At 60.5% G+C, this 25033-nt stretch carries 21 protein-coding genes; 20 read left to right on the top strand and 1 reads right to left on the bottom strand.

Going from position 1 to position 25033, the window contains the following annotated elements; genetic code table 11:
• Positions 1-3: 3 nt before the first annotated feature.
• The 19 genes from ACNPN0_RS11480 (at position 4) to nrdR (ending at position 23687) form a co-directional block, all read left to right on the top strand.
• The gene (locus ACNPN0_RS11480; protein WP_400288280.1) at positions 4-1818 is read left to right on the top strand and encodes a peptidoglycan D,D-transpeptidase FtsI family protein; all 1815 of its coding nucleotides are present in this window, start codon (positions 4-6) and stop codon (positions 1816-1818) included.
• On the top strand, positions 1812-3404 hold the full coding sequence (locus ACNPN0_RS11475; RefSeq protein ID WP_448938094.1) for a UDP-N-acetylmuramoyl-L-alanyl-D-glutamate--2,6-diaminopimelate ligase: 1593 nt from the start codon (positions 1812-1814) through the stop codon (positions 3402-3404). Before ACNPN0_RS11480 ends, ACNPN0_RS11475 begins: the two co-directional genes overlap by 7 nt.
• Before the next feature lie 50 nt (positions 3405-3454).
• Positions 3455-4912: a UDP-N-acetylmuramoyl-tripeptide--D-alanyl-D-alanine ligase gene (locus ACNPN0_RS11470; protein ID WP_448938093.1), complete on the top strand. Its 1458-nt coding sequence runs from the start codon at positions 3455-3457 to the stop codon at positions 4910-4912.
• The gene (gene mraY, locus ACNPN0_RS11465; protein ID WP_105656803.1) at positions 4909-6012 is read left to right on the top strand and encodes a phospho-N-acetylmuramoyl-pentapeptide-transferase; all 1104 of its coding nucleotides are present in this window, start codon (positions 4909-4911) and stop codon (positions 6010-6012) included. The genes ACNPN0_RS11470 and mraY overlap by 4 nt, the downstream gene beginning before the upstream one ends.
• A complete protein-coding gene (gene murD / locus ACNPN0_RS11460; protein WP_400342196.1) occupies positions 5994-7538 on the top strand; it encodes a UDP-N-acetylmuramoyl-L-alanine--D-glutamate ligase in 1545 nt (514 codons plus the stop codon). The genes mraY and murD overlap by 19 nt, the downstream gene beginning before the upstream one ends.
• A 43-nt stretch (positions 7539-7581) precedes the next feature.
• Positions 7582-8835, top strand: a complete 1254-nt coding sequence (gene ftsW / locus ACNPN0_RS11455) for a putative lipid II flippase FtsW (RefSeq protein WP_332485979.1) — start codon at positions 7582-7584, stop codon at positions 8833-8835.
• 99 nt (positions 8836-8934) lie between these two features.
• On the top strand, positions 8935-10056 hold the full coding sequence (gene murG / locus ACNPN0_RS11450) for an undecaprenyldiphospho-muramoylpentapeptide beta-N-acetylglucosaminyltransferase (RefSeq protein WP_400342197.1): 1122 nt from the start codon (positions 8935-8937) through the stop codon (positions 10054-10056).
• A 4-nt stretch (positions 10057-10060) separates the two neighbouring features.
• Positions 10061-11458, top strand: coding sequence for a UDP-N-acetylmuramate--L-alanine ligase (gene murC / locus ACNPN0_RS11445; RefSeq protein WP_448938910.1), 1398 nt, complete (start codon positions 10061-10063; stop codon positions 11456-11458).
• 62 nt (positions 11459-11520) lie between these two features.
• Positions 11521-12255, top strand: coding sequence for a cell division protein FtsQ/DivIB (locus ACNPN0_RS11440; protein ID WP_133834280.1), 735 nt, complete (start codon positions 11521-11523; stop codon positions 12253-12255).
• 219 nt (positions 12256-12474) lie between these two features.
• Positions 12475-13674 carry a cell division protein FtsZ gene (gene ftsZ, locus ACNPN0_RS11435; RefSeq protein WP_105656797.1) on the top strand — a complete coding sequence of 400 codons (1200 nt, stop codon included), beginning with the start codon at positions 12475-12477 and terminating at the stop codon, positions 13672-13674.
• Between the two features lie 20 nt (positions 13675-13694).
• Positions 13695-14417 (top strand): polyphenol oxidase family protein, encoded by a 723-nt coding sequence (locus tag ACNPN0_RS11430; protein ID WP_400342199.1) that lies wholly within the window; start codon positions 13695-13697, stop codon positions 14415-14417.
• Between the two features lie 125 nt (positions 14418-14542).
• Positions 14543-15094 (top strand): cell division protein SepF, encoded by a 552-nt coding sequence (locus ACNPN0_RS11425; RefSeq protein ID WP_105656795.1) that lies wholly within the window; start codon positions 14543-14545, stop codon positions 15092-15094.
• A gap of 23 nt (positions 15095-15117) precedes the next feature.
• Positions 15118-15414: a YggT family protein gene (locus ACNPN0_RS11420; protein ID WP_105656794.1), complete on the top strand. Its 297-nt coding sequence runs from the start codon at positions 15118-15120 to the stop codon at positions 15412-15414.
• Positions 15415-15644: 230 nt separating this feature from the next.
• Positions 15645-16394 (top strand): DivIVA domain-containing protein, encoded by a 750-nt coding sequence (locus ACNPN0_RS11415; protein WP_105656793.1) that lies wholly within the window; start codon positions 15645-15647, stop codon positions 16392-16394.
• A 97-nt stretch (positions 16395-16491) separates the two neighbouring features.
• Positions 16492-17073, top strand: a complete 582-nt coding sequence (gene lspA, locus ACNPN0_RS11410; protein WP_332485981.1) for a signal peptidase II — start codon at positions 16492-16494, stop codon at positions 17071-17073.
• Complete coding sequence (locus tag ACNPN0_RS11405) at positions 17070-18014, top strand: RluA family pseudouridine synthase (RefSeq protein ID WP_448938909.1); 945 nt, start codon at positions 17070-17072, stop codon at positions 18012-18014. The genes lspA and ACNPN0_RS11405 overlap by 4 nt, the downstream gene beginning before the upstream one ends.
• A 106-nt stretch (positions 18015-18120) precedes the next feature.
• Positions 18121-21684, top strand: coding sequence for a DNA polymerase III subunit alpha (gene dnaE / locus ACNPN0_RS11400; protein WP_448938092.1), 3564 nt, complete (start codon positions 18121-18123; stop codon positions 21682-21684).
• A 77-nt stretch (positions 21685-21761) separates the two neighbouring features.
• Positions 21762-23114 (top strand): histidinol dehydrogenase, encoded by a 1353-nt coding sequence (hisD, locus tag ACNPN0_RS11395; protein WP_105656789.1) that lies wholly within the window; start codon positions 21762-21764, stop codon positions 23112-23114.
• 84 nt (positions 23115-23198) lie between these two features.
• Positions 23199-23687 (top strand): transcriptional regulator NrdR, encoded by a 489-nt coding sequence (gene nrdR / locus ACNPN0_RS11390; protein ID WP_105656788.1) that lies wholly within the window; start codon positions 23199-23201, stop codon positions 23685-23687.
• An 82-nt stretch (positions 23688-23769) separates the two neighbouring features.
• On the opposite strand, the gene map is transcribed toward nrdR, so the two are convergent.
• The gene (gene map, locus ACNPN0_RS11385; protein WP_105656787.1) at positions 23770-24645 is read right to left on the bottom strand and encodes a type I methionyl aminopeptidase; all 876 of its coding nucleotides are present in this window, start codon (positions 24643-24645) and stop codon (positions 23770-23772) included.
• Positions 24646-24778: 133 nt separating this feature from the next.
• On the opposite strand from map, the gene ACNPN0_RS11380 reads away from it, so the two are divergent.
• A complete protein-coding gene (locus ACNPN0_RS11380) occupies positions 24779-24973 on the top strand; it encodes a hypothetical protein (RefSeq protein ID WP_105656786.1) in 195 nt (64 codons plus the stop codon).
• Positions 24974-25033 lie beyond the last annotated feature (60 nt).

Here is a 25033-nt window from a genome sequence, read left to right as displayed (position 1 = left end):
TTTGTGAGCTCGACGGCAATCGACACTGCGAAAAAGCGAATGCGCTTTGTGTTGCTCCTCTCCGTGGTTTTGCTGCTGGTGATCCTGGGCCGGCTGGTCTGGGTCCAGGGCATCAACTCGGCAACCATTGCCAACGCTGCACAGGAAAACCGCGAACGCGTTGAAAACATTGCGCCAAATCGAGGATCCATCGAAGACCGCAATGGCACCACCCTCGCCGTCTCAGTAGACCGCTATGATCTGGTCATCGACCAGCGCGAGCAGGGTGAGAACATTCGCCGTGCGAAGCGGGATGGAACCAATGGCCAGGAACGCATCACGTGGGACCAAGCCATTGACGAACTAGCCGATACCCTCGACCAGGACCGTGAGGAACTTGCCACGAAGGTTCGCCCGCAGGGCGAAGCCAAGCCCAAAGGGTACGTCATGCTCGCCAAGAGCGTGACCCCGGAAGTACGCAACGAAGTCCTCGAAATCGGTATTCCGCGACTTGCCTCATTGCTGCGCAGCGAACGCCAGTACCCGCAAGGCGTAATCGCAGGACCACTGCTGGGGTTCGTGCGCAACTCCGAAGACCAAACAGCCGTGGTGGGAGCCGAAGGCCTGGAACTGAGCCAGGAGGAACACCTGGCCGGTACGGCCGGCAGCCGCAAGTTCGAGATCAGCGCCGATGGCGTGCGCATTCCCGTCACCGAGGTCGAAGAAACCCCTGCAGTCGATGGCCAGGACGTCATCCTGACCATCGACTCCGACATCAACTACGTTGCCCAGCGTGCAGCAGAAAAGAAGCAAGCTCAGTTCAACGCTGAGTGGGTTTCCGTGGTCGTCATGAAAGCGGATACCGGCAAGATCCTCGCCATCGGCGACTCCGCTGAATTGGACCCGAATGATCCAGGCGCTACCAAGCCGGAGTTCCGCCGCTCCACCTCCATCACCCGTGCTTTCGAGCCAGGTTCCACCGGCAAGGCCGCGATCTTCGCGGCGGCCATCGACCAGGGCGGAGTGGATCCGCTGACCGAGATGCGTGTGCCGAATAAGAAGACGTTCACCAAGGAAACCATCAATGACTCGTTGGAACACCCAACGTACGACATGACGGTCTCGGGCATCTTCGCCCGTTCCTACAACACCGGCACCGTGATGGTCGGAAATACCATGAGCAAGCAGACCCGTTACGACTACATGCGTGCCTTCGGATTGGGTTCGCCCATCCGCGTCGGCTTGAACGGCGCTAGCGCTGGCCAATTGGCGCATCCCGATAATTGGGACCGCCGCCAGCAGTACACCACCATGTTCGGCCAGGGCTATTCGCAGACCGTGCTGCACACCGCTTCAATTTTCCAGTCCTTGGCCAACGGCGGCGTTCGCCTTTCGCCAAGCCTGATTGAGGGCTACCGCAACGAAGACGGTACCATCACCAAGATCCCCGCACCGGAAAAGAAGCGCGTGGTCAAGAAAAGCACCGCTGACGAAATGCTCAAGCTCATGGAATCGGTCGTTGACGACGGTACCGGCTACAAGGAGCGCATTCCCGGGTACCGCGTGGGCGGCAAGACCGGTACAGGCCAGGCGGCAAGCGCCAAGGGCTATGACGGATATACTTATTCCTTTGCAGGTGTCGCTCCCTTGGAAGATCCGCAGTTCGTCGTCGTGGCAACCATGTACAGGCCAAAGGGCAACTGGAAAGACTTCTCGGTAGCTGACACGTTTACCGATGTTATGAGCCATACTCTCAACACATTTAATGTGCCACCGAGCACGACAAAGTCAGAGGCGTATGACGTCTTTGTAGGTGAGGATCAGAAGAAATCTTGGTAGTCCAGAACCCCGACACTCCGCGTGAGCTAGAACGGTACCTACGCCCAGAGAGCATCGCCGGTCTTGGCTTCGACCAGCTCTGCGGCACAGCTGGCGCGGTGCGAACTGGAGCGCTGCTCAATGCCGCTCCGCAAATCCTCGGCGTCAGCCTCAACCCGCAGATCGTACAGAGCGGTGACGTCTTCCTGGGTATTTCCGGCGCCAAGCGCCACGGTGCCGAATTCGTGGAAACCGCCATCGGCAACGGTGCTGTCGCACTGATCACCGATACTGCAGGACTCGAATTCCTCAGCGATGACCTCTCGATCCCGGTGGCCGTCGTTGCAGATGTACGCAAATCCGCAGCCTTGATCGCGCAGAGCGTCTACGGAACCGACCAGCGCAGCCCGAAGCTGTTCGCTGTCACCGGCACCAACGGCAAGACCACCACAACCTTCATGATCCGCGCAATCCTGGATGCGCTGGGTGAAGAAACCGGCCTGATCGGCACGATTGAGATGTCCGCCCGCGGGCAGATCATCCCCAGCGTGCTGACCACCCCGGAGTCCACCCAGCTGCACGGCGTGCTCTCGCGCATGGCGCAGCAGGAAGTCACGTCGGTGGCCATGGAGGTATCCAGCCACTCGCTGAGCTATGGCCGCGTTGATGCCCTGCGCTTTGCCGTTTCCGGTTACACCAACCTGACCCAGGACCACTTGGACCTGCACGGCACGATGGACGAGTACTTCGAAACCAAGGCCGAACTATTCACCGCGGAACGCTCCGAGCGCGCAGTGGTCATGGTAGACGATGAATACGGCCAGCGCCTGGCCGAGCGCGCCCTGGTGCCTACCGAGACCCTGAGCCTCGACGGCGAACACCCTTCGGCGCACTGGAGGGTTGCCGAACTGGCGCACTGCGGATTGGGCCACAGTTTCACCCTGGTGCACCGGGATGGACGCCAGCTGCGGACCCGGACCCTGCTTCCAGGCATGTTCAACGTCGCCAACGGAGCACTGGCGGCCTTGATGGTGCTGGCCGGCGGTGCGGACCTCGAAGCCCTGCAGCAGGCCTTGGACTCCAAGGATCCGCTGTCGGTCGCCGTTCCAGGGCGGATGCAGGTCGTAGCCGAATCTCCGGTAGCCGTAGTCGATTTCGCCCATAATTCGGATGCACTGGCAAAGGCTTTGGATTCCATCCGTCCGGGGGAGCAGGGACGCCGGATCGTCGTCTTCGGCGCCACCGGAGAGCGCGATAAGACCAAGCGCCCGGATATGGGAGCGGTGGCAGCCCGCCACGCGGATATCGTCATTGTGACCGACGACGACCCGCACAGCGAAGACCCGGCTCCGATCCGCGCCCAGGTTGCCGCCGGAGCACAGCAAGTTCTCGATTCCGAGCGTCCGCAGGTGCAGCTTCACAACATCGCGCCACGCGCCAAAGCCGTAGAGTTCGCTGTGAGTTTGGCCGAAGCCAACGACGCGATTCTCGTGGCCGGGCGGGGACATGAAGTCAGCCAAGACGTCGCGGGAATTGACGTGGAACTGGATGATCGAGTGGAACTAGCGAAAGCACTGAATCTTCATGGATTTGTGACCAATTCCTAGAACGTACAAGTCCACTATCGCCACCGCTCAAGTGTAAAGTCCTTATTGCCATGATTGAACTGTCTCTGACCGACCTGCTGGAAATCACCGGCGGAAAAGCGACTGCTACAGCCGCCTCCGACACGGTGATCACTTCCGTGACCACTGACTCGCGCGAAGTCGTCCCGGGTGCCTTATTCGTCGCCAAGCCCGGAGAATTCTCCGACGGGCACGCCTTTATCGACCGTGCACGCGCCGCCGGCGCAGTGCTGGCCCTAGCCGAACGCATTACCCACGATGAAGACCGCAGGGAACACCCGGCGATCATCATTGAAGACGCGGTAGAAGCGATGGGCAAAATTGCCGCGCACATCGTTGCCCTTCTCAAGGAAAAGAACGACGCCAAGGTCGTGGGAATCACCGGTTCGGCCGGCAAGACCACCACCAAGGACCTGCTCGCCGGTATTCTGTCGCAAGTGGCGCCGACCGTGTCGCCAATCGGCTCATACAATGGCGAAGTCGGCGTCCCGCTAACGGTATTCAGCGCCACCGAAGAGACCAAGTACTTTGTCATCGAGATGGGGGCCACCGGCCTTGGCCACCTGACGTACCTGACAGATATGGTGCACCCGCAGGTCGGTGTCGTGTTGTGCGTCGGTACCGCCCACGCCGGCGAATTCGGCGGGGTGGAGAACATCGAGAAGGCCAAGGGCGAACTCGTTGAAGCCCTGCCAGCCGATGGCACGGCCATCTTGAATGCTGAAGACCCCCGCGTGGCACGCATGGACTTGCGTTCCGGGGGAGCCGTGCGCTTCTTCGGCACCGGAAAGAACAAGCCGGAAAACGCTGGGGTCTGGGCCACCGACGTTGTTGTGAATTCCCACGGGCAGCCAGAACTCACTCTTGAATTCCCTGGCGGCTACAGCAAGCGCATCACCTCGGGCCTCCTGGGACGCCATCACGTCTCGAATATCCTCGCCGCGGCCAACGCTGCACTGGCCCTGGATATCGCCCCGGAAGTGATCGCCGCAGGCCTGGAAGGCCGCGCTGCCGGCAGCCGCTGGCGCATGGAGCGCATCGAGCGCGCCGACGGCGTGAGCATCATCAACGACGCGTACAACGCGAACCCTGAATCAATGCGCGCTGCGCTGGTGACCCTGGCCGAATTGGGCCTGGGCGCCGACGGCGCACCGGGCCGACGCACCTGGGCAGTCCTGGGCGAAATGCTGGAACTGGGCGATGACAGCATCCACCAGCACGACCTGCTGGGCCGCATGGCAGTTCGCATGAACATCAAGAAACTTGTAGTGGTAGGCCGTGGCGCAAAGCCCGCCTACAACTCCGCTGTGCTCGAAGGCAGCTGGGGCGACGAGGCCTTCTACGTTGAAGACGTAGATGAGGCTCGCGCGCTGCTGCAAGAGCAGCTTCAGCCAGGCGACATCGCCTTGTTCAAGTCCTCTAACGGGGTCGGTCTACGCTTCCTCGGCGACGACATTGCAGCATTCGCGAAGGAAGGCGACAACGCATGATCGCATTGATTCTGGGGGCCGGCATTGCCCTCGTGCTGACCATGGTGGCCATGCCGCTGTACATCCGCCTGCTCACCAAGAAGCAATACGGCCAGGTCGTGCGCGACGATGGGCCGAACTCGCACGCCATCAAGTCCGGCACCCCGACCATGGGCGGAGTGGTCTTCGTCCTGGCCGTGTTCGTGGCGTACTTCGCCACCCATGGCATCCTTTCGCTCATGGGACGCACTTCTTCGGGAATTACCGCCAGCGGAATGCTGGTCCTGATGCTCTTCGGCGGCATGGGGCTGGTCGGATTCCTCGATGACTTCATCAAGATCTTCAAGAAGCGCTCATTGGGCTTGCGCGCCTGGCAGAAGATTGTCCTGCAGGCATTCTTCGGCATCAGCTTCGCCGTGCTGGCCTTGCAGTTCCCCAATGACCAGGGCCTGACTCCGGGCTCTACCGCGATCTCCTTCCTGCGCGACACCAACATCGACCTGGCCTTCGCAGGCCCGATGCTGGGCATGATCCTGTTCGTGCTCTGGGCGAACTTCATCGTTACCGGTGCTACCAACGGCGTGAACTTGACCGATGGCCTGGACGGACTGGCTACCGGTGCCTCGATCATGGTCTTCGGCGCCTACACCCTGATGGGAATCTGGCAGCAGAACCAGGCCTGCAGCAACATGGACTCGCTGGACGTCTGCTACTCGGTACGCGACCCGCAGGACCTGGCCCTGCTGGGGGCCACCCTCTCCGGTGCGCTGATCGCCTTCCTCTGGTTCAACGCCAAGCCGGCGAAGATCTTCATGGGCGACACCGGATCGCTGGCCATCGGCGGCGCCGTGGCTGCCTTCGCGATCCTCTCGCGCACCCAGCTGCTGCTGGTGGTAATTGCCGGCCTGTTCGTGATCATCTCCCTGTCGGTGATCATCCAGGTGGGCTACTTCAAGCTCTCGGGCGGCAAGCGCGTGTTCAAGATGGCGCCGCTGCAGCACCACTTCGAGCTTTCGGGCTGGTCCGAAGAAAACGTTGTTATCCGATTCTGGATCCTTGCCGGCCTGTTCGTGGCCGCGGGCCTGGGTCTCTTCTACTCTGAATGGGTTGTCGCACTGTGAGCGTAGACGCTGGCAAATCTCTTGACTCGCTAACCAGCTGGGATGCTGATTGGAAAGGCCTGCGCGTAGTCGTCGCCGGATTGGGACTCTCCGGATTCTCTGCGGCCGACACCCTCATCGAGCTGGGTGCCATCGTCACCGTCATCGACGGCCGCGATGACCAGCTGAACCAGCAACGCGCCGAGACGCTGAAGATCGTCGGGGCCCATGAGGTGCTGCTGGGCGACGGGAACGTCCAGGCCCTGCCGTTGGTCAATGGCAAGCCGGCCCAGCTGGTCATGGTTTCCCCAGGCTGGAATCCCCGTAATCCGGTCATCGCAGAGGCCGAGTCCAAGGGCATCGAGATCTGGAGCGATATCGAGCTGGCTTGGCGCGTGCAGAACCGTGCCGGCCACACAGCACCACAGTGGCTGGCGATTACCGGCACCAACGGCAAGACCACCACTGTGGGCATGACCGAGGCGATCCTGCGCGCCGATGGGCTGAAGGCCATCGCCGTCGGCAACGTCGGCACCCCGATCCTGGATGCCGTACGCGAACCGGTGGACTATGACGTATTCGCAGTCGAGCTCTCCAGCTTCCAGCTGCACTACACGCATAGCATTTCTCCGCTTGCCTCGGTGGTCTTGAACCTGGCCGAAGACCACGTGGACTGGCATGGCGGCTTCGGCAACTACAAGGCCGCCAAGGCCAAGATCTACGAACGCACCCAGGTAGCGGCGATCTTCAACGCCGCCGATGAGCGCACCATCACCATGGTGGAAAACGCTGAAGTCATCGAAGGCTGCCGTGCTATCGGCTTCACCACCGATACCCCAGCAGTATCGATGGTGGGTGTTGTCGAAGGCCTGCTGGTGGACCGCGCCTTCATCGAAGAGCGCAAGACCAGTGCCGTGGAACTGATCGCCCTGAAGGACATCGGCGAGATTGTTCCGCGCCACACCGCCGCGAACGCGGCTGCCGCGGCGGCGCTGACCCGCGCGTACGGAGTGAATGCAGAAGCTGTCGCTGCGGGTTTGGCGAACTTCGACTCCGGCGATCACCGGATCCAGGCCGTCGCCCGCAAGAACGACATCCTGTGGATCAATGATTCCAAGGCCACTAATCCGCATGCGGCCGATGCTTCGTTGGCCGCATTCACCCGTGTGGTCTGGATTGCCGGTGGCTTGTCCAAGGGCGTGGAATACGGCGACTTGATCGCCAAGCACGCGCAGCGCCTGGCCAAGGTCTTGCTCATCGGCACCGACACCGCAAGTTTGCGCCAAGCACTCGCTGCCCACGCGCCAGAGGTTGAAGTCATCGACATCACCGGGGCAGCGCAGGGCGGTGACGGTTCGGTTCCAAGCGGCGCCCAGGTCATGACGCGTGCGGTCTCCAAGGCTGCCGAAGTAGCCGAAGCAGGGGATACCGTGCTCATGGCTCCCGCCGCGGCCTCGATGGACCAATTCAGTTCCTACGCCCAGCGTGGCAACGCATTTATCGCTGCCGTCAGTGATCTGATGGATAAAACTGGCGAAGACCAGTAATCGAAAGCTGACCGAATAAACGACACCGAGGCAGGAGGCACCGATGGCGATGAAAATGAACAAGAAGCCAGCAGGTTCCAAAGCCGAATTCCCTTGGTACGTGAGATTCGGCAGGATGCTCGGAACCGTCGAGAACTCCAGCGGCCGCATGGCCTCCACGGACTACTGGCTGGTGCTCGTGGGCTCCATCGTGCTGGCCGTTTTCGGTGTGGTCATGGTCCAGTCATCGGCGTCGGTTGAAGCGATCGCGAAGGGCAGGGACGGTTTCACCGTGGCGCTGTCCCAGGGTGGCTTTGCCGCCTTGGGTATTCTCTGCATGCTGGTCATGCAGCGGATCAAGCCGGAAACGTTGAAGCGGCTGGCCTGGCCTTCCGTTATTGCGGCAGTGGTCCTGTTGTTCCTCGTGGCGTTCACGCCATTGGGCCATACGGTGCTCGGCAACCGAAACTGGATCCGCATCGGCGGCTTCGGCCTGCAGCCCAGCGAGTTCGCCAAACTGGCGTTGTCTGTTTTTGCCGCGTTCATGCTGGAAAAGAAGCAGCATCTGCTGCACGACATCAAGCATTTGGTCGTCCCAGTGGTTGCCCCGGTGGGGGTCTTCATTGTTGGCCTCATCGTGGTCGGCAAGGACGTAGGTACAGCGCTGGTCTTGTTGATGATCATTGCCTCGGCGATGTTCTTGGGCGGCATCCGGATGAAGTGGCTGGCGGCGTTTTCGGTGGTCGGTGTCCTGGGCCTGTCCGTGGCGATCTTCGCTTCCTCCAACCGCCGCCAGCGCATCCTCGCTTGGCTTGATACCGATTGCGGCCCGAGCAGCGACCTTTGCTACCAGGCCAGCATGGGCCTTCACGCCTTCGCCTCCGGCGGCTGGTTCGGTGTGGGCGCAGGCCAGTCCCGCATGAAGTGGTCCTATGTGCCTGAGGCGCAGAACGACTTCATCTTCTCCATCCTGGGTGAAGAGTTCGGCCTGATCGGCGTGCTGTTCGTCCTGGTCATGTTCATGCTGCTGGCCTTGGCGATGTATCGCATTGCAGCACGCGCCAAGGACTTGTACACCAAGGTGCTCATGGGTTGCCTGATGTCCTGGGTCATCGGCCAGACCTTCGTGAATCTGGGTACCGTCACCGGCGTACTTCCCGTGATCGGTGTTCCGCTGCCGTTCATTTCCTCCGGCGGCTCGGCGATGCTCGCCATCATGCTGGCAATGGGCTATGTCCTCTCCTCGGCCCGGGCACAAAAACTTGAATTCGAAGCAACGCTGGAAAAGAAACCGGCAAAGAGCAAGAAAACCAAATAGTGCGCCGCTAGCGGCCGCTATCAGAAGCAGAGGCCCATCGCTGAATCTGCGGTGGACGTTGATCCTGCCCATTGGCAGGACGAAGGAGTACAGCAACAGATGAGCGAAGCACTTCGTCTAGTCGTCGCCGGCGGCGGAACTGCCGGCCATATCTCGCCCATGCTGGCCATAGCTGATGCCGTGAAGGCCGAGCATCCCGAAGCAATGGTCACAGCACTGGGTTCTCCCGGTGGCCTGGAAACCAAGCTGGTGCCGGAAGCTGGCTACCCGCTCGAACTCATCCCCAAGGCCCCGATGCCACGCAGCATCAACATGGATCTGCTCAAGTTCCCTTTCCGTTTCATCAAGGCCATTAACAACGCCAAGAACGTTCTGCGCACCACCAAGGCCGAGGCCGTCCTGGGCGTCGGCGGTTATGTCTGCACCCCGGCATATCTTGCCGCGAAGCAGCTGAAGCTGCCGATCTTCGTGCATGAGGCCAACTCCGTTGCCGGCATGGCCAACAAGCTCGGGGCAAAGAACGCGGCATTCGTCGGAACCACTTTCGCCAACACCGGGCTGCCCGGTGAGATGCAGGTGGGCATGCCGATGCGCTCCAACGTTGCCACCATGGACAAAGCCGCGCTGCGAGGCGAAGCACGCGGGTACTTCGGTATCACCGGGCAGAAGCCGGTACTTCTGGTCACCGGTGGATCCTCCGGAGCGCAGAGCATCAATACCGCCATCGAGCAGTCCCTGGACGAGCTGAACGCAGCTGGCATCCACACTATCCACATCACCGGACGCGGAAAGCAGATTCTGGACGCCTCGGGCAATCTGCTGTCCCATGAAGGCTACAGCCAGACCGAATACGTGGACCGCATGGACTACGCCTACGCCGTCGCGGATTTGATGATCTGCCGCTCCGGCGCGGGCACCGTCTGCGAACTGGCCGTAGCTGGCACGGCCTCGGTACTGGTTCCGCTGCCCATCGGCAACGGCGAGCAAAAGCTCAACGCCCGTGAACTGGTCGCTGCTGGGGGAGCCGTCCTGGTTTCCGACGCGGAGTTCACAAAGTCCTATATCAGCGAAAATGTCATCAATCTGCTGACCGATCAGCATAAAATTGAAAAGATGTCTCAAGTCGCTGCCTCATTGGGGCAGCGCGACGCCGCGCAGATCATGGCGCGACGGATTATTGATGAAGTTTCAACCCGCCGCCGTGCGGGTCAGGAAGGCTAGAACCATGGCACTGCGAGCCGACGAACTGAACGCCGATCTGGGCAAGGTACACCTGATGGGTGTAGGCGGGGTTGGCGTATCAGCGGTTGCACGGCTGCTGCTCGACTACGGCCTGGCTGTCTCCGGAACCGATGCCAAGGATCTCCCGGTGCTCGATGGCTTGCGTGAGCGCGGCGCGCGAATCCACGTAGGCTACGACCCAGCGAACCTCGGCGACGCCGACACCGTGGTGATCTCCTCGATCATCAAGGCCGGAAACCCGGAATACGACGAAGCCCTGCGCCGCGGACTGCGAATCTTGCACCGCTCCGAAGGCCTGGAAGCTACCATGCGCGGCCACGAGAAGATCGTGGCCATCGCCGGTACTCACGGCAAGACCACCACTACTTCGCTGACCGCCCATATGCTCAAGACCATTGGCGCGCGTCCGAGCTTCGCCGTGGGAGCGAATATTCCAAGCCTGGGCACCAACGCCGAGCTCGGATCCGGATCCTACTTCGTGGCCGAAGCGGACGAATCCGACGCTTCCTTCCTCAACTACCGGCCGGATGCCATCATCGTGACCAACGTCGAAGCCGACCACCTGGATCACTACGGTACCGCTGAAGCAGTGCACCAGGCCTTCGTGGACTTCGCCAGGCTATTGCCGGCAGACGGCTTGCTGATCTGCTGTGCAGATGATGAGGGTTCCAACGATCTGGCGCACAAGATGCGCGCAGAGCGTCCGGAAATCCGCGTGCAGACCTACGGCTTCAGCGATCACGCCGACCGCCGCCTTTCCGATGCCCGCGCCACCGAAGACGGCCGCTTCACCGCAACCATCGAATGGGGCAGCGGACAAAGCCGCATCCTGGATCTGGCAGTGCCCGGCCAGCACAACCTGCTTAATGCTGCCGCCGCATTGTCTGTCGGCATTGATGCAGGTGTGGACGTTGACGAAGCGCTGCAGGCGCTCTCCAGTTTCTCCGGGGCAGCTCGCCGATTCGAATTCAAGGGTGAAGCCGCAGAGGTCCGTGTCTACGACGACTACGCGCACCACCCGACAGAGGTGCAGGCAGCGCTGACCGCCGGCCGTACGGGGGCCGGCACCGGCCGGCTGCACATTGTCTTCCAGCCGCACCTGTTCAGCCGTACCCAAGAGTTCTTCCGCCAATTCGCCCAGGCCTTGTCCCTGGCCGATTCGGTGGCCGTGCTGGATATCTACCCGGCACGTGAAGAACCTATCGATGGCGTGGACAGCGAACTGATCGCATCGCGCATCGAGGTTCCTGCCCAGGTACTTTCGCCGGCAGCCGCTGTAGCGCACGTGGTTGAGCAGTCCGAGCCGGGCGATGTCATCATGACCATTGGCGCCGGCGATGTCACAGCGCTAGGTCCAGACATCGTCAAGTCGCTGAGCTGACGAATTCCGTCCCGAGTCCGAGGCCATCGCAGTTGGTCCACTTCCGTCTACCAAGGTGATCCATGGGTGAAGCAGCAAAAGTCGTAGAACTTCCGGAGAGCCCGGAGAAAAAACGGCGCAAGATCCTGATTATTCTCGCGGCATGCATCGTCGTGCTCAGCCTCGCTGCGGTTTTGATCTTGAGCTTCTCACCGGTGATCGCTGCCAAGAAGATCGAAGTAACCGGCACCAAGCTGGTCAATTCCGAGAAGCTGGGGAAGTCCCTGGAACCATTGAAGGGCGTTCCGCTGCCGCGGATCTCTGAATCGAGGGTCCAGGAGCTGATCGGCGAGCAGCCGGCCATCGACGAAATCGTGGTCAAGGCCCAGATGCCCAACACCTTGGTCGTTGAGGTAATCGAAGCTGTGCCGGTGGCCATCTTGCTGGAGGGCAAGAAGCAGTACCTGGTCTCCGAGACCGGCAAGAAGCTTCGCACCGTCGGCAAGAATGACAAGGACAAGTTGCCCAAGATCAAGGCCACCGACGTCACTGCTGATCCGGAGCAGTTCAAGCTGCTGACCGGAATCTTGAGCACCGTTGACAAGAAAGTGCTCAAGGAAGTCTCAACGGCATCCTTGTCCAAGGCAGGGTTCGCCGAACTGGCGTTGCCGAAGAACCGTACTTTGATTTGGGGAGACGCCAAGAAAGCGGCCCTGAAAAATGAAGTGGCGACGATCTTCTTGAAAGAGCTTGAGAAAAAGCACGCGGCCAAGACGACCATCGACGTCACCAACCCAGAAAATCCCGTGGTCTATTAAGTCGCGGTGCTCTGGGCGCGGGAAGACCAATAAGCCAAGAAATTCTGGAAAGATAGTTTTGAGTAAGCGACACGCCTAGGCGGTCGTTGCAGAAAGACCACACGACTCATAGCGTTTCTAATAACGACAGCTTGACAGAATCTTAACCTTAAGGCTAAAGGTGAAGGTCTTTAGCTGGAGTCGTGAAATATGTAGCACATCTAACAAGGGAAGCGGGACGTGGCAGCTCCACAGAATTACCTCGCGGTCATTAAAGTCGTCGGAATCGGCGGTGGCGGTGTAAACGCAGTCAATCGAATGATCGAAGTCGGTCTCAAGGGCGTAGAGTTCATCGCCATTAACACCGATGCCCAGGCTCTGCTTATGAGTGATGCCGACGTCAAACTCGACGTAGGACGCGAACTGACTCGTGGCCTGGGCGCTGGCGCCAACCCTGATGTGGGACGCCAGGCAGCGGAAGATCATGTAGAAGAAATCGAAGACGTCCTGCGCGGCGCGGACATGGTCTTCGTGACCGCTGGCGAAGGCGGCGGTACTGGTACCGGCGGCGCGCCGGTCGTGGCCCGCATTGCCCGCTCGCTTGGCGCGCTGACCATCGGCGTGGTCACCCGTCCATTCACCTTCGAGGGTCGCCGCCGCGCTAACTCCGCCGAGTCGGGCATCGAAGCCCTGCGCGACGAAGTGGATACCCTCATTGTGATCCCGAACGATCGACTGCTGTCGATCTCGGATCGCAACGTATCGGTGCTCGATGCATTCCGCCAGGCAGACCAGGTTCTGCTCTCCGGCGTGCAGGGCATTACCGACCTGATCACCACCTCGGGCCTGATCAACCTCGACTTCGCCGACGTGAAGTCCGTTATGCAGGGCGCAGGCTCGGCATTGATGGGCATCGGTTCGGCGCGGGGCGAAGACCGTGCAGTGAAGGCAGCGGAGCTGGCTATTGCCTCGCCACTGCTCGAAGCTTCTATCGATGGCGCCCACGGCGTCCTGCTCTCCATCCAGGGCGGCTCCGACCTCGGCTTGTTCGAAATCAACGAAGCTGCACGCCTCGTGCAGGAAGTTGCCCACCCGGAAGCCAACATCATCTTCGGTGCCGTCATTGACGACGCCTTGGGCGACGAAGCACGTGTCACCGTGATTGCAGCCGGCTTCGACGAGCCAGATGTCACCAGCAAGCCAATGGCACCGGTCGCAGCAAAGCCAGCTGTCTCCGCGCGCCCGGCTGAGCAAGTGCCAGCGAGCATTCCAGAGACACCAGCACCTGCTGCAACCGAAGCTGCGAAGCCAGCCCAGGTTGCTCATGAGAAGCCAGCTGCCGCAGAGCAGGCTAGCTCCTTCCAGGACCTTCCAGATGTTGTCGACTCGGACCTGAACGGTTCGAACGACGACCTGGATGTCCCGGACTTCCTGAAGTAAAAACAGCAAGAAGCTGAGCAGTGCTACATTTCGCGTCGAACCTCGATCCGAGCATCCAACTGGCATTCACATCGCAGGCTGAGGGAAACCTCGCCCTGCACGTGAATGACGATCCCCGCCTTGTGGCGGAGAATCGAGCCAAATTGGAGGACTTGATCGGGGTTCGACGCTTCTCGCTTAACTTCATGAACCAGGTGCACTCCGCCGATGTATATGAGGTCACGCCGGTGCGGCGCACCTCGTGGCTAGAGCCGGCAGCGCCAACCTGCGATGGATTGCTGGACCCAACTGGCACCCAGCCCCTGGCAGTGATGGTCGCCGACTGCCTTCCGGTGCTCTTTGTCGGAAGAAACACGCGCAATGGGCAAACCCTGAGTGCCGCAACCCACGCCGGCAGGCGCGGGCTGCTCGACGGGATCCTGGCAAAAACGGTCGAGGGCCTGAAGGCTCATGGTGCCGACACAGTGGAAGCCGTGATCGGCCCTTCGATCTGCGGCCGATGCTATGAAGTTCCAGAAAGCATGGCCCAGGAATCCGAAGAGTTGCGCACCGGGATTCGCACCACGACTCGCTGGGGGACCCATGGGCTGGACCTTCCGGCCTCAGCCGAACAAGAACTGCGCGGCCTCGGGGTGGACGTGCGGCAATCCGGTGTCTGCACCTTGGAAGAGGAAAGCTACTATTCCTACCGGCGTTCAAGCCGTGCAGGACGACTTGCCGGACTCATCTGGACCGCCGCGTAGGCGTGCGCGACACACCGCCAAGAATTGATCGAATGAACGATGCCTGCATTATTTTGTGCGGTAGCGTCGGAGTAGCGGAAGCGTGCAATGGGGTTGCATGCATGGGATAAACGAGGAGAAACATCGTGGCTGACGGACTGCGTAAGGCAATGGTATATCTCGGCTTGGCGGACGCCGTCGAGCAGGAAGAGACCCAGACACAACACGCTGAGCCCAAAACCCAGGTTCGGGTAGTTGAGGACACAGCTCCAAAGCGACCTGCCGAAGCCCCACGCCCACAGCCTGTTGCAAGGCAGGCTGCGCCGCAAACTCAAGCTAGAGAACCAGAGACGGAATACCGTGCTCCGGTCACCCCTATTAAGCGTGCCCCTTCAGTACGGGATGAGGATTCCGAATTGCGTCAGATTACTACCGTCCACCCTCGTTCTTATAACGATGCCAAGATCATCGGTGAGAACTTCCGTGACGGCATCCCGGTGATTATGAATGTCACCGACATGGGTGAAACCGATGCCAAGCGCCTCGTCGACTTCTCGGCCGGTCTTGTTTTCGCCCTGCACGGCTCCATTGAGCGAGTCACGAACAAGGTCTTCTTGCTCTCACCAGCGACCGTTGAGGTCCTCGGTGAAGATCGCAAGCAGTCCGAAGCGCAAGCAACCTTCTTTAATCAGAGCTAAGACACCAGGAGCACAAGCACAAAATGGTGTTCGGGATCATCTATCTCGCCTTAGCCATCCTCCAGATTCTGCTCTTAATGAGAATTGTGTTGGATGTAACGGAAAGCTTTGCTCGCCACTGGCGACCCAAAGGCATCGCATTGATTGTCGCAAGTGCAATCGTGTCGATTACCGATCCTCCGCTGCGCTGGTTGCGCCGGAAGATCAAACCCCTGGATCTCGGCGGAATCCGTCTTGACCTGTCCTTTCTTGTGTTGTTCATCGTCGTAATCATTCTTAAAGCGGTGGTAGCCAACCTGGGCCTCAGGACAGGGATCTGATTAGGGCATTTCCGTGCTTCACGGGGATTGTCCTGAGCAGTCAAAAGCTGTAGATTCAAAGAATAAGAGACTCGCGCGTAAGCTCGATTTCGTAATAATTGTCCAAATCGTTATATCCTTTAGGAAATGGTGCTCCGACTTCACCGGTCGCGACACTGACAAAAACGGTAAGTGTTTCGCAAGGCAAGACAATGGTCGTGCGGAAATGATCCCAGTATTGAGGTGACCCAATGGCTCTGACGCCAGAAGACGTAGTCAATAAGCGGTTTCAGCCGACCAAGTTCCGTGAAGGCTACGACCAAGACGAGGTAGATGACTTCCTCGACGAAATCGTTGTGGAGCTGCGTCGCCTAACCGGTGAGAACGAGGCTCTACGCAGCCGCCTTGCCGAACTTGGCGAAGATGCGGGTTCGGTATCGAAGGAGCAGGCTGTTCCTGCACCTGTTTCGGCCGCTCCAGTTACTCCTGCTGCTCCAGCTGCTAAGCCAGCTGAAGAGAAGAAGGCAGAAGCTAAGCCTGCAGAGCCAGCGAAGGCAGAAACCCCAGCTGCAAAGCCAGCTGAGGAAAAGAAGGCAGAAGCTAAGCCAGCTGCCGCTGAGAAGGCACCTGCAGCTCCGGCCGCAGCAGCAGCGCCAGCTGCAACTCCTCGCTCCGAATCCGCAGAGTCGGCAGCCAACGTGCTGTCCATGGCTCAGCGTCTGCACGACGAGTACGTCGCTGCCGGTGTCGAGCAGCGCGACAAGATCATCTCCGAAGCGAAGACCGAAGCTAACACCTTGGTCACCACCGCTGAAGAGAAGAGCCGCAAGACCTTGTCGGCCTTGGAGCAGCAGAAGTCGGTTCTTGAGCGCAAGCTCGAGCAGTTGCGTGGCTTCGAACGCGATTACCGTGCTCGCCTGAAGACATACATCGAAGGACAGCTGCGTGACCTTGAGTCCCAGGGTTCGATCGATGCTGGTGCGGCAGGCAAGACCAGCTAGTCGCTGACAGTTCATAACTTGATCTAGCTATCAAGTAAGATCAACGGTGGTGAACGGATACATTCCGATCACCACCGTTGACGTTTAAGAGGAAATAATGGGTACCACTGTGGACGCAGTTCAATCCGGAAACGCGGGCGCGAAGGCGAAGAAATACGTTGGCCTTGGCCTCGTGATCGCTCTGATCGCGCTGGTACTGGACCAAACCGTCAAAATTGCCGTTGAACAGAACATGCGGCTTGGCCAATCGATTGAAGTGATTCCCGGATTCTTCAACATCCACTACATCCTGAACCCTGGTGCCGCCTTCTCCATCGGCGAAGACTTCACCATAGTCTTCGCGATCCTGCAATCGGCAGTCGCGGTCTACGTCATTTACCTGTTTTTCCGCAAGGTGCTGTCCAGAAGCTGGGCCATAGCCCTGGGCTGCCTGCTCGGCGGTGTCCTGGGCAATGTCGTGGACCGGCTGTTTCGTGAACCGGGCTTCGGATTCGGCCATGTGGTAGACATGTTTTCCGTCACCCACTTCGCTATCTTCAACGTCGCCGACTCGTTCATCGTCTGTTCCATGATCGCGGTGGCGTACATGCTCATCCGCGGGCGCAACCTCGATGGCAGCATTGGCGATCCTCCAAAGAAAGACAAGTCCAACAAGGACGAAGCAGAACCAAACGCATGATCTCGAACGAAACCACCATTCACGAACTGCTGGTTGACCCAGCCGATGCCGGTGCACGCCTTGACGCCTATATCTCCCGGTCCCTGCAGATTCCGCGCACCTTGGCTTCGAGCCTTTGCAAGGATTCGCAGATCCAGGTCAACGGACGAACCATTGCCAAATCTCTGAAGATCAAGGCGGGGGACCAGCTGGTAGTCACCATCCCGCCGCAGGCAGACCCATTAGAAATTAAGGTTGAGAAAGTGGAAGAGCTGAAGATTATCGCGGACGACGATGACTATGTGGTCATCGACAAGCCCGTGGGTGTCGCAGCCCATCCATCCCCGGGGTGGGGGGGCCCGACAGTTGTCGGCGCACTCATGGCCGAGGGCTACAACATCACCACTTCCGGTGCCGCCGAACGCCAAGGCATAGTGCACCGCTTGGACGTGGGCACCAGCGGCCTGATGGTCGTGGCGAAAACCGAACGCGCCTACACGGAATTGAAGCGCGCCTTCAAGGAACGCACCCCCAAGAAGATCTACCATGCGGTGGTGCAGGGCCTGCCTGACCCGCTGGAAGGCACCATCGACGCGCCGATCGGGCGCCACCCGGGCCACGACTGGAAGTTCGCTGTCCTGGATGGCGGGCGGGACTCGGTCACCCACTACAAGGTGATCGAGGCCTTCGGCCCCGCCTCGCTGGTCGAGGTGCAACTGGAAACCGGGCGCACCCACCAGATCCGCGTCCACTTCTCAGCCTTCGGGCACCCTTGTGCCGGAGACCAGACCTACGGAGCGGATCCCAAGCTGGGTGCCGCTCTGGGCCTGACCCGGCAGTGGCTGCATGCAAAACGTCTTGGATTCTCCCATCCGGTCTCCGGCCAGTGGATGGAATACGAAAGCGAATATCCTGCGGATCTGGCAGGCGCCGTCGAGCTGCTGCGCGAAGGCGGATACTGAGTTCCAAGGTGCTGTTGGCCACTGGCCGGCAGCACCTTGTGTCGTGCTAGCCACAGCACCGCGCCGGGGTGGGCCCAAGTCCGGGTTTGATCGCTAGACTGGTTGGGTGAGTGCTACACGTGACGGATTTGTCCATCTTCATACCCACACCGAATACTCCATGCTGGACGGTGCGGCGCGCCTAGGCGAACTCTTCGCCGAAGCTAACCGGCAGGGCATGGAAGCCATGGCGATTACCGACCATGGCTACCTGTTCGGTGCCTTCGATTTCTGGCGCCAAGCCACCGGAGCTGGCGTTAAGCCGATCATCGGCGTAGAAGCCTATGTCACCCCGGGCACCGCGCGCGACGACAAGACCCGCGTGAAATGGCGTACCGACGAATCGCAAAAGGGCGATGACGTTTCCGGTGGCGGCCTCTACAACCACATGACCCTGCTCTCGTACAACAACAAGGGCATGGACAACCTTTTCAAGGGTTCGTCCCGCGCCTCGCTGGACTCCGTGTTCGGCAAATACCCGCGCTGGGACCGCGAGCTGCTCAACGAGCACCACGAAGGCCTCATTGCCACGACCGGCTGCCCTTCGGGTGAAGTCCAGACCAAGCTTCGCCTGGGCCAGTACGATGCGGCGAAGGCGGCCGCGGCTGAACTGCAGGATTTATTCGGCAAGGAAAACTACTTCTGCGAGATCATGGACCACGGTCTGGAGATCGAACGCCGCATCACCAAGGACCTGCTGCGCCTGGCCAAGGAACTGGGCATTCCGCTGGTGGCTACCAACGACCTGCACTACACCCATGAATCCGATGCCAAGGCCCACGAGGCGCTGCTGGCCATCAACTCCGGCTCCACGCTCGACGAGCCCACCTATGACCAGGGCGGCAGCCGCTTCGCTTTTTCCGGCACCGGCTACTACCTGAAATCGGCGCGCGAAATGCGCGATTTGTTCAAGGAATTTCCCGAAGCCTGCGACAACACCCTGGCGATCGCCGACCGGGTCGAGGTCACCTTCGACACGAACGCCAACTACATGCCGAAATTCCCTTGCCCGCCGGGGGAGGACGAAACCAGCTGGCTGATCAAGGAAGTCGACAAGGGACTGCACTACCGCTACCCGAACGGCATCCCAGAAGCTTCGCGCAAGCAGGCAGACTACGAGCTGGACGTCATCATCAAGATGGGCTTCCCGGGATACTTCCTGGTGGTGGCCGACTTCATCAACTGGTCCAAGGACCACGGCATCCGTGTTGGCCCGGGGCGTGGTTCGGGTGCAGGCTCCATGGTCGCCTACGCCATGCGCATCACCGACCTCGATCCGCTGGTGCACGGCCTGATCTTCGAGCGTTTCCTGAACCCGGAACGTGTTTCCATGCCCGACTTCGATGTCGACTTCGATGATCGCCGCCGTTCCGAGGTCATCAAGTACGTGACTGAGAAGTACGGTGATGAGCGCGTATCGATGATCGTGACCTACGGTTCAATCAAGACCAAGCAGGCGCTGAAGGACTCATCGCGCGTGCTCGGCTACCCGTTCAGCATGGGCGAGACCCTGACCAAGGCGCTGCCGCCGGCGGTGATGGCCAAGGACATCCCGCTGAACGACATCGAGAACCCGCAATCCAAGCGCTATTCGGAGGCGGGGGACTTCCGCAACCTGGTGGCCAATGACCCGGAGGCGGCCCGCGTCTTCGAGACGGCCAAGGGCCTGGAAGGCCTGAAGCGCCAGTGGGGCGTGCACGCCGCCGGCGTGATCATGAGCTCGGACCCGATCATCGACGTCATCCCCATCATGCGGCGCATCCAGGATGGACAGGTCATTACCCAGTTCGACTACCCGACCTGTGAAGGCCTGGGGCTGATCAAGATGGACTTCCTGGGGTTGCGCAACCTCACCATCATTTCCGATGCCCTGGAGAACATCGAGTACAACACCGGCACCAAAATCGACCTCGAGACCCTGAGTATCGAGGACCCCGAGGCCTACAACCTGCTGGCCCGCGGCGACACCCTGGGCGTGTTCCAGCTCGATGGCGGTCCCATGCGCTCGCTGCTGAAGATGATGCGCCCCGATAACTTCGAAGACATCTCCGCAGTGATCGCGCTGTACCGTCCGGGCCCGATGGGCGCCAACTCCCACACCAACTACGCCCTGCGCAAGACCGGGTTGCAGGAAGTCACCCCAATCCACCCGGAGCTCGCTGAACCGCTGGCAGAGATCCTCGGCGGCACCTACGGCCTGATCGTGTATCAGGAGCAGGTTATGGCTATTGCGCAGAAGCTGGCCGGCTACTCGCTGGGCCAGGCCGATATCTTGCGCCGTGCCATGGGCAAGAAGAAGAAGTCGGAACTGGATAAGCAGTTCGCCGGCTTCAAGCAGGGCATGAACGACAACGGCTACTCGGACGCCGCCGTGCAGACCCTGTGGGACATCTTGCTGCCATTCTCCGACTACGCGTTCAACAAGGCCCACTCGGCCGCGTACGGCGTGGTCTCCTACTGGACCGCCTACCTCAAGGCGCACTACCCGGCCGAATACATGGCCGCGCTGCTGACCTCGGTGGGCGATGACAAGGACAAGCTGGCACTGTACCTGAACGAATGCCGCCACATCGGCATCACCGTGCTGCCGCCGGATGTCAACGAATCGGCGTTGAACTTCACCCCAGTGGGCAAGGATATCCGCTTCGGCATGGGCGCCATCCGCAACGTCGGCACCAATGCGGTGGCCGGCATGGTCGAGGCCCGCACGGAGAAGGGCAACTACAACGACTTCAACGATTTCCTGGGCAAGGTCCCGGCCGTGGTCTGCAACAAGCGAACCATTGAATCGCTGATCAAGGCCGGTGCCTTCGACTCCATGAAGCATCCACGCCGGGCGCTGGTGGCCATCCACGAAGAAGCCGTGGATTCGGTGATCCAGGTCAAGCGCAACGAGGCGGCCAACCAGTTCGACCTGTTCAGCGCCCTGGGCGCGGATGAGTCCTCGGAGTCGATGCACGTGGCGATCCCCGACATGCCCGATTGGGACAAAAAGGAAAAACTGGCCTACGAGCGCGACATGCTCGGCCTGTACGTTTCCGACCACCCGCTGCAGGGACTGGGCTCGGCCCTGGACCAGTACGCTGACATGCCGGTCACGCACGTGCTCTCGGATGACGGCCCGCAGGATGGCCACATCATTTCCATCGCCGGCATGATTTCCGGTCTGCAGCGGCGCATCGCCAAGAAGAGCGGCAACCCGTATGCGCGCTGCGAGATCGAAGACCTCTCCGGTTCGATGGAGGTCATGTTCTTCGGCCAGGCCTACCAGCCGATCGCCGAGATCCTGGCCGATGACCTGATCGTGGTCATCAAGGGGCGCGTGCAGCGCCGCGATGACGGCTCCATCACCCTGAACGCGCAGGAAATGATGATCCCGGAAATTTCCGAGGATGCCAACGGGGGACCGGTAGTCATCGGCATTCCGACACACAAGGCCACCGAGACCCTGGTGCAGAAGCTGGGTGATGTGCTGCGCACGCACAGTGGCAACACCGAGGTGCGGGTGAAGCTCACCGGCAGCCGCGGCACCTCGCTGCTGCGCCTGGGCATGAACTTCAGGGTAAACCCCAATCCTGCCTTGTTCGGCGATTTGAAGGTGCTGCTGGGCCCGCACTGCCTGGACGTATAGGTAATCGGATCACGGCTTGGATGACCGGGGAAGGTAACTAATGAACCTTCCCCGGTCATCGGCGTTAAACTAGGTAGGTGAGCACTATTCCAGAAACCGAATTCTCAGCACTCGCCACCCTTGATTGGCGCAACGAATCCCTGGGCTACGCACAGCTGAAAGCCAAGCTGCCGCGCCCGGAGATGAACTCCCAGACCGCTGCCGAAACCGTGCAGCAGATCATCGATGATGTCCGCGCCCATGGCATGGAAACACTCAAGGACCTGGCCCAGCGCTTTGACCACGTTGAGCTGGAGCATACCCGTGTGCCGCAGCATGAGCTGGACCGCGCCCTGGAAGAACTGGACCCGCAGGTTCGCCTGGCGCTGGAAGAATCCATTGACCGCGCCCGCGTATTCGCCAAGGCCCAGCGCCCGGACGACGCCGAAGTCCGCTACGCTACCGGGGCAACTGTCACCCAGCGCTGGGTCCCGGTGCGCCGCGTCGGCCTGTACGTGCCAGGTGGCCTGGCCGTCTACCCGTCCTCGGTCATCATGAACGCCGTACCTGCCCAGGCAGCCGGCGTCAGCTCGCTAGCCCTGGCCAGCCCGCCGCAGAAGGAATTCGCCGGACTGCCGCACCCCACCATCTTGGCTGCCGCCAAGCTGCTGGGCATCGACGAGGTGCACGCCATGGGCGGTGCCCAGGCTGTTGCCGCGTTCGCCTACGGGGTGGACATGCCGAACGATGAGCGTGGCGGGATCGAACCGGTTGACGTGATCTCCGGTCCAGGCAACGTGTTCGTGGCAACCGCCAAGCGCTTGGTCAAGGGCGTGGTAGGCATTGACGCTGAAGCTGGTCCTACGGAAATCGCGATTCTTGCCGACAAGGGAGCTAACCCGGGCTTCGTCGCTGCCGATATGATTTCGCAGGCAGAACACGATGCCAACGCCGCGGCCGTGCTGATTACCGATTCACCTGAACTAGCTGCTGGCGTGCGCAAGGAACTCATGGTGCAGGTTGCCGCCACCAAGCACTCCGCCCGTGTGACAGAGGCACTGTCAGGATCCCAATCGGCCGTCATCTTGGTCAAGGACCTGGAGCAGGGGATCGAGGTGTGCAACGCCTACGCCGCCGAGCACCTGGAAATCATGGTGGCCGAGGCGGAATCCACCGCGGCCCGCATCACCGCTGCTGGCGCCGTGTTTGTCGGCGCCTATGCCCCGGTTTCGCTGGGCGACTACTGCGCAGGATCCAACCACGTGCTGCCGACCAGTGGCACCGCGCTGCACGCCTCGGGGCTGAACGTGAATACCTTCTTGAAAGCCATCCAGGTGATCAACTACGACAAGGCCGCGCTGGGCGAAGTGGCCGCTCACGTGATTAATCTTGCCAATGCCGAGGACCTGCCAGCCCATGGAGACGCGGTCGCGGTGCGAAACGCGCAATAGACGCTAAACTGTTAGGTGACATGAGTTGATTCTTGCCACCATGGGTGAACCGAGAATGCTTCTTAGGCTACAGATGGAGGTGCCGTGAACTGCCCGTATTGCCGCAATGCGGATTCCCGAGTGGTCGATAGTCGAGTTGCCGACGACGGCGTCTCGATCCGCCGCCGACGCCAGTGCACGGCTTGTTCGCGCCGTTTCACCACCACCGAAACTGCCAGCCTCAACGTGCTCAAGCAGTCCGGTGCCGTAGAACCGTTCTCGCGCAACAAGGTCATTAACGGTGTTCGCAAGGCCTGCCAGGGCCGCCCGGTCACCGATCACGACCTTGCCGTCCTGGCCCAGGAAGTCGAAGAGGCAGTCCGGACCTCCGGGGCTGCTGAAATCCCGGCCCACCAGGTGGGCTTGGCCATCTTGGAGCCATTGTCGCGCCTCGACGAGGTCGCTTACTTGCGCTTTGCCAGTGTGTACCACAACTTCCAGTCGCTGACTGATTTCGAGACCGCCATTGCCCGGCTGCGCGATCGCCGTGGCAAGGTTCCGCAGGGAAACCAGCGTCCGCTCTCGGCCGACTAGCAGTTTTCGCATAGAGCAAACGCCAGTGCCCCAGACCTTTCGAGGTCGCGGGCACTGGCGTTTGGCGTAGGCGTCGCAGCGGCTATGGCAGGGTGAGAATTTCCGCGCCATCGTCGGTGACCAGCAGGGTGTGCTCGAACTGCGCGGTGCGCTTCTTGTCCTTGGTGGTCACGGTCCAGTCGTCTTCCCACATGTCCCATTCGACGGTGCCCAAGGTGAGCATCGGCTCGATGGTGAAAACCATGCCCGGCTCGATGGGAGTGTTGTAGGCCGGCGCCGCATCGTAATGCGGGATGATCAAGCCGGAATGGAAGGCCTCGCCGACGCCGTGGCCGGTGAAGTCGCGGACCACGCCGTAGCCGAACCGCTTGGCGTAGGTTTCAATGCTTCGGCCGATCACATTGATCTCACGCCCTGGCATCACGGCCTTGATGGCGCGCTTCAGCGAGTTTTCGGTGCGCTCGACCAGCAGGCGCGATTCTTCATCCACGTCACCGACCAGGAAGGTGGCGTTGTTATCTCCGTGAACGCCACCGATGAAGGCGGTGATATCGATATTGATGATGTCGCCATCTTGCAACACGGTGGTGTCCGGGATGCCGTGGCAGATGACCTCGTTCAACGAGGAGCACAGCGACTTGGGGAATCCGCGGTAGCCCAAGGTTGACGGGTAGGCGTTGTGATCCATGAGGAATTCGTGGCCAAGCCGATCGAGCTGGTCGGTGGTGGCTCCCGGCTGGCAAGCCTTGCCAACTTCCTGCAGTGCCTGAGCGGCAATCCTTGAAGCTATGCGAATGCGTTCGATGACTTCTGGGCTTTTGATTTCCGAAGCCGTGTTGCTGGCAGGTTCCTTCTTGCCAACGTATTCGGGGCGTTCAATGTGTTTCGGTACCGGAAGTTCCGGGGAGACCGTGCCGGCGGTGAGATTTCCAAGGGGTGCAGTTGAAGCAATAGCCATGCTTTTATTCTAGCTTCACGTATCTGCCGCTTCGCTAGGAGATAGCCGATAGAACAGGTGGTGTTGCACCTATTTTCCGCCGGTTGGGATACCGTGGAAGAAGCAGCAAGAATCGAGAATAGAGGAGTTTTCCATGAGCTCAGTTGGCACCCCGGGCGAGGGGCAGTACTGGTACAACGTCTCGACCAAGACCGTGGAGAATGGCCCGCAGTCTGATTGGTCGCAGTTGCTTGGCCCATATGACACGGTTGCTGAAGCCGAAGCGGCAATGGCGAAGGTCCAGGCACGCAATGAGGCGTGGGACGACGCAGAGGAAGACGACGAGTAGAAGTCAAGGGCACCGAGCCAGGCCGGTGCGGCGAATGGCAAAGCGGTGGGGGGCCACGAT

This window comes from Glutamicibacter sp. AGC84, from assembly GCF_053543575.1.
This window is presented reverse-complemented; position numbering and strand designations above follow the sequence as displayed.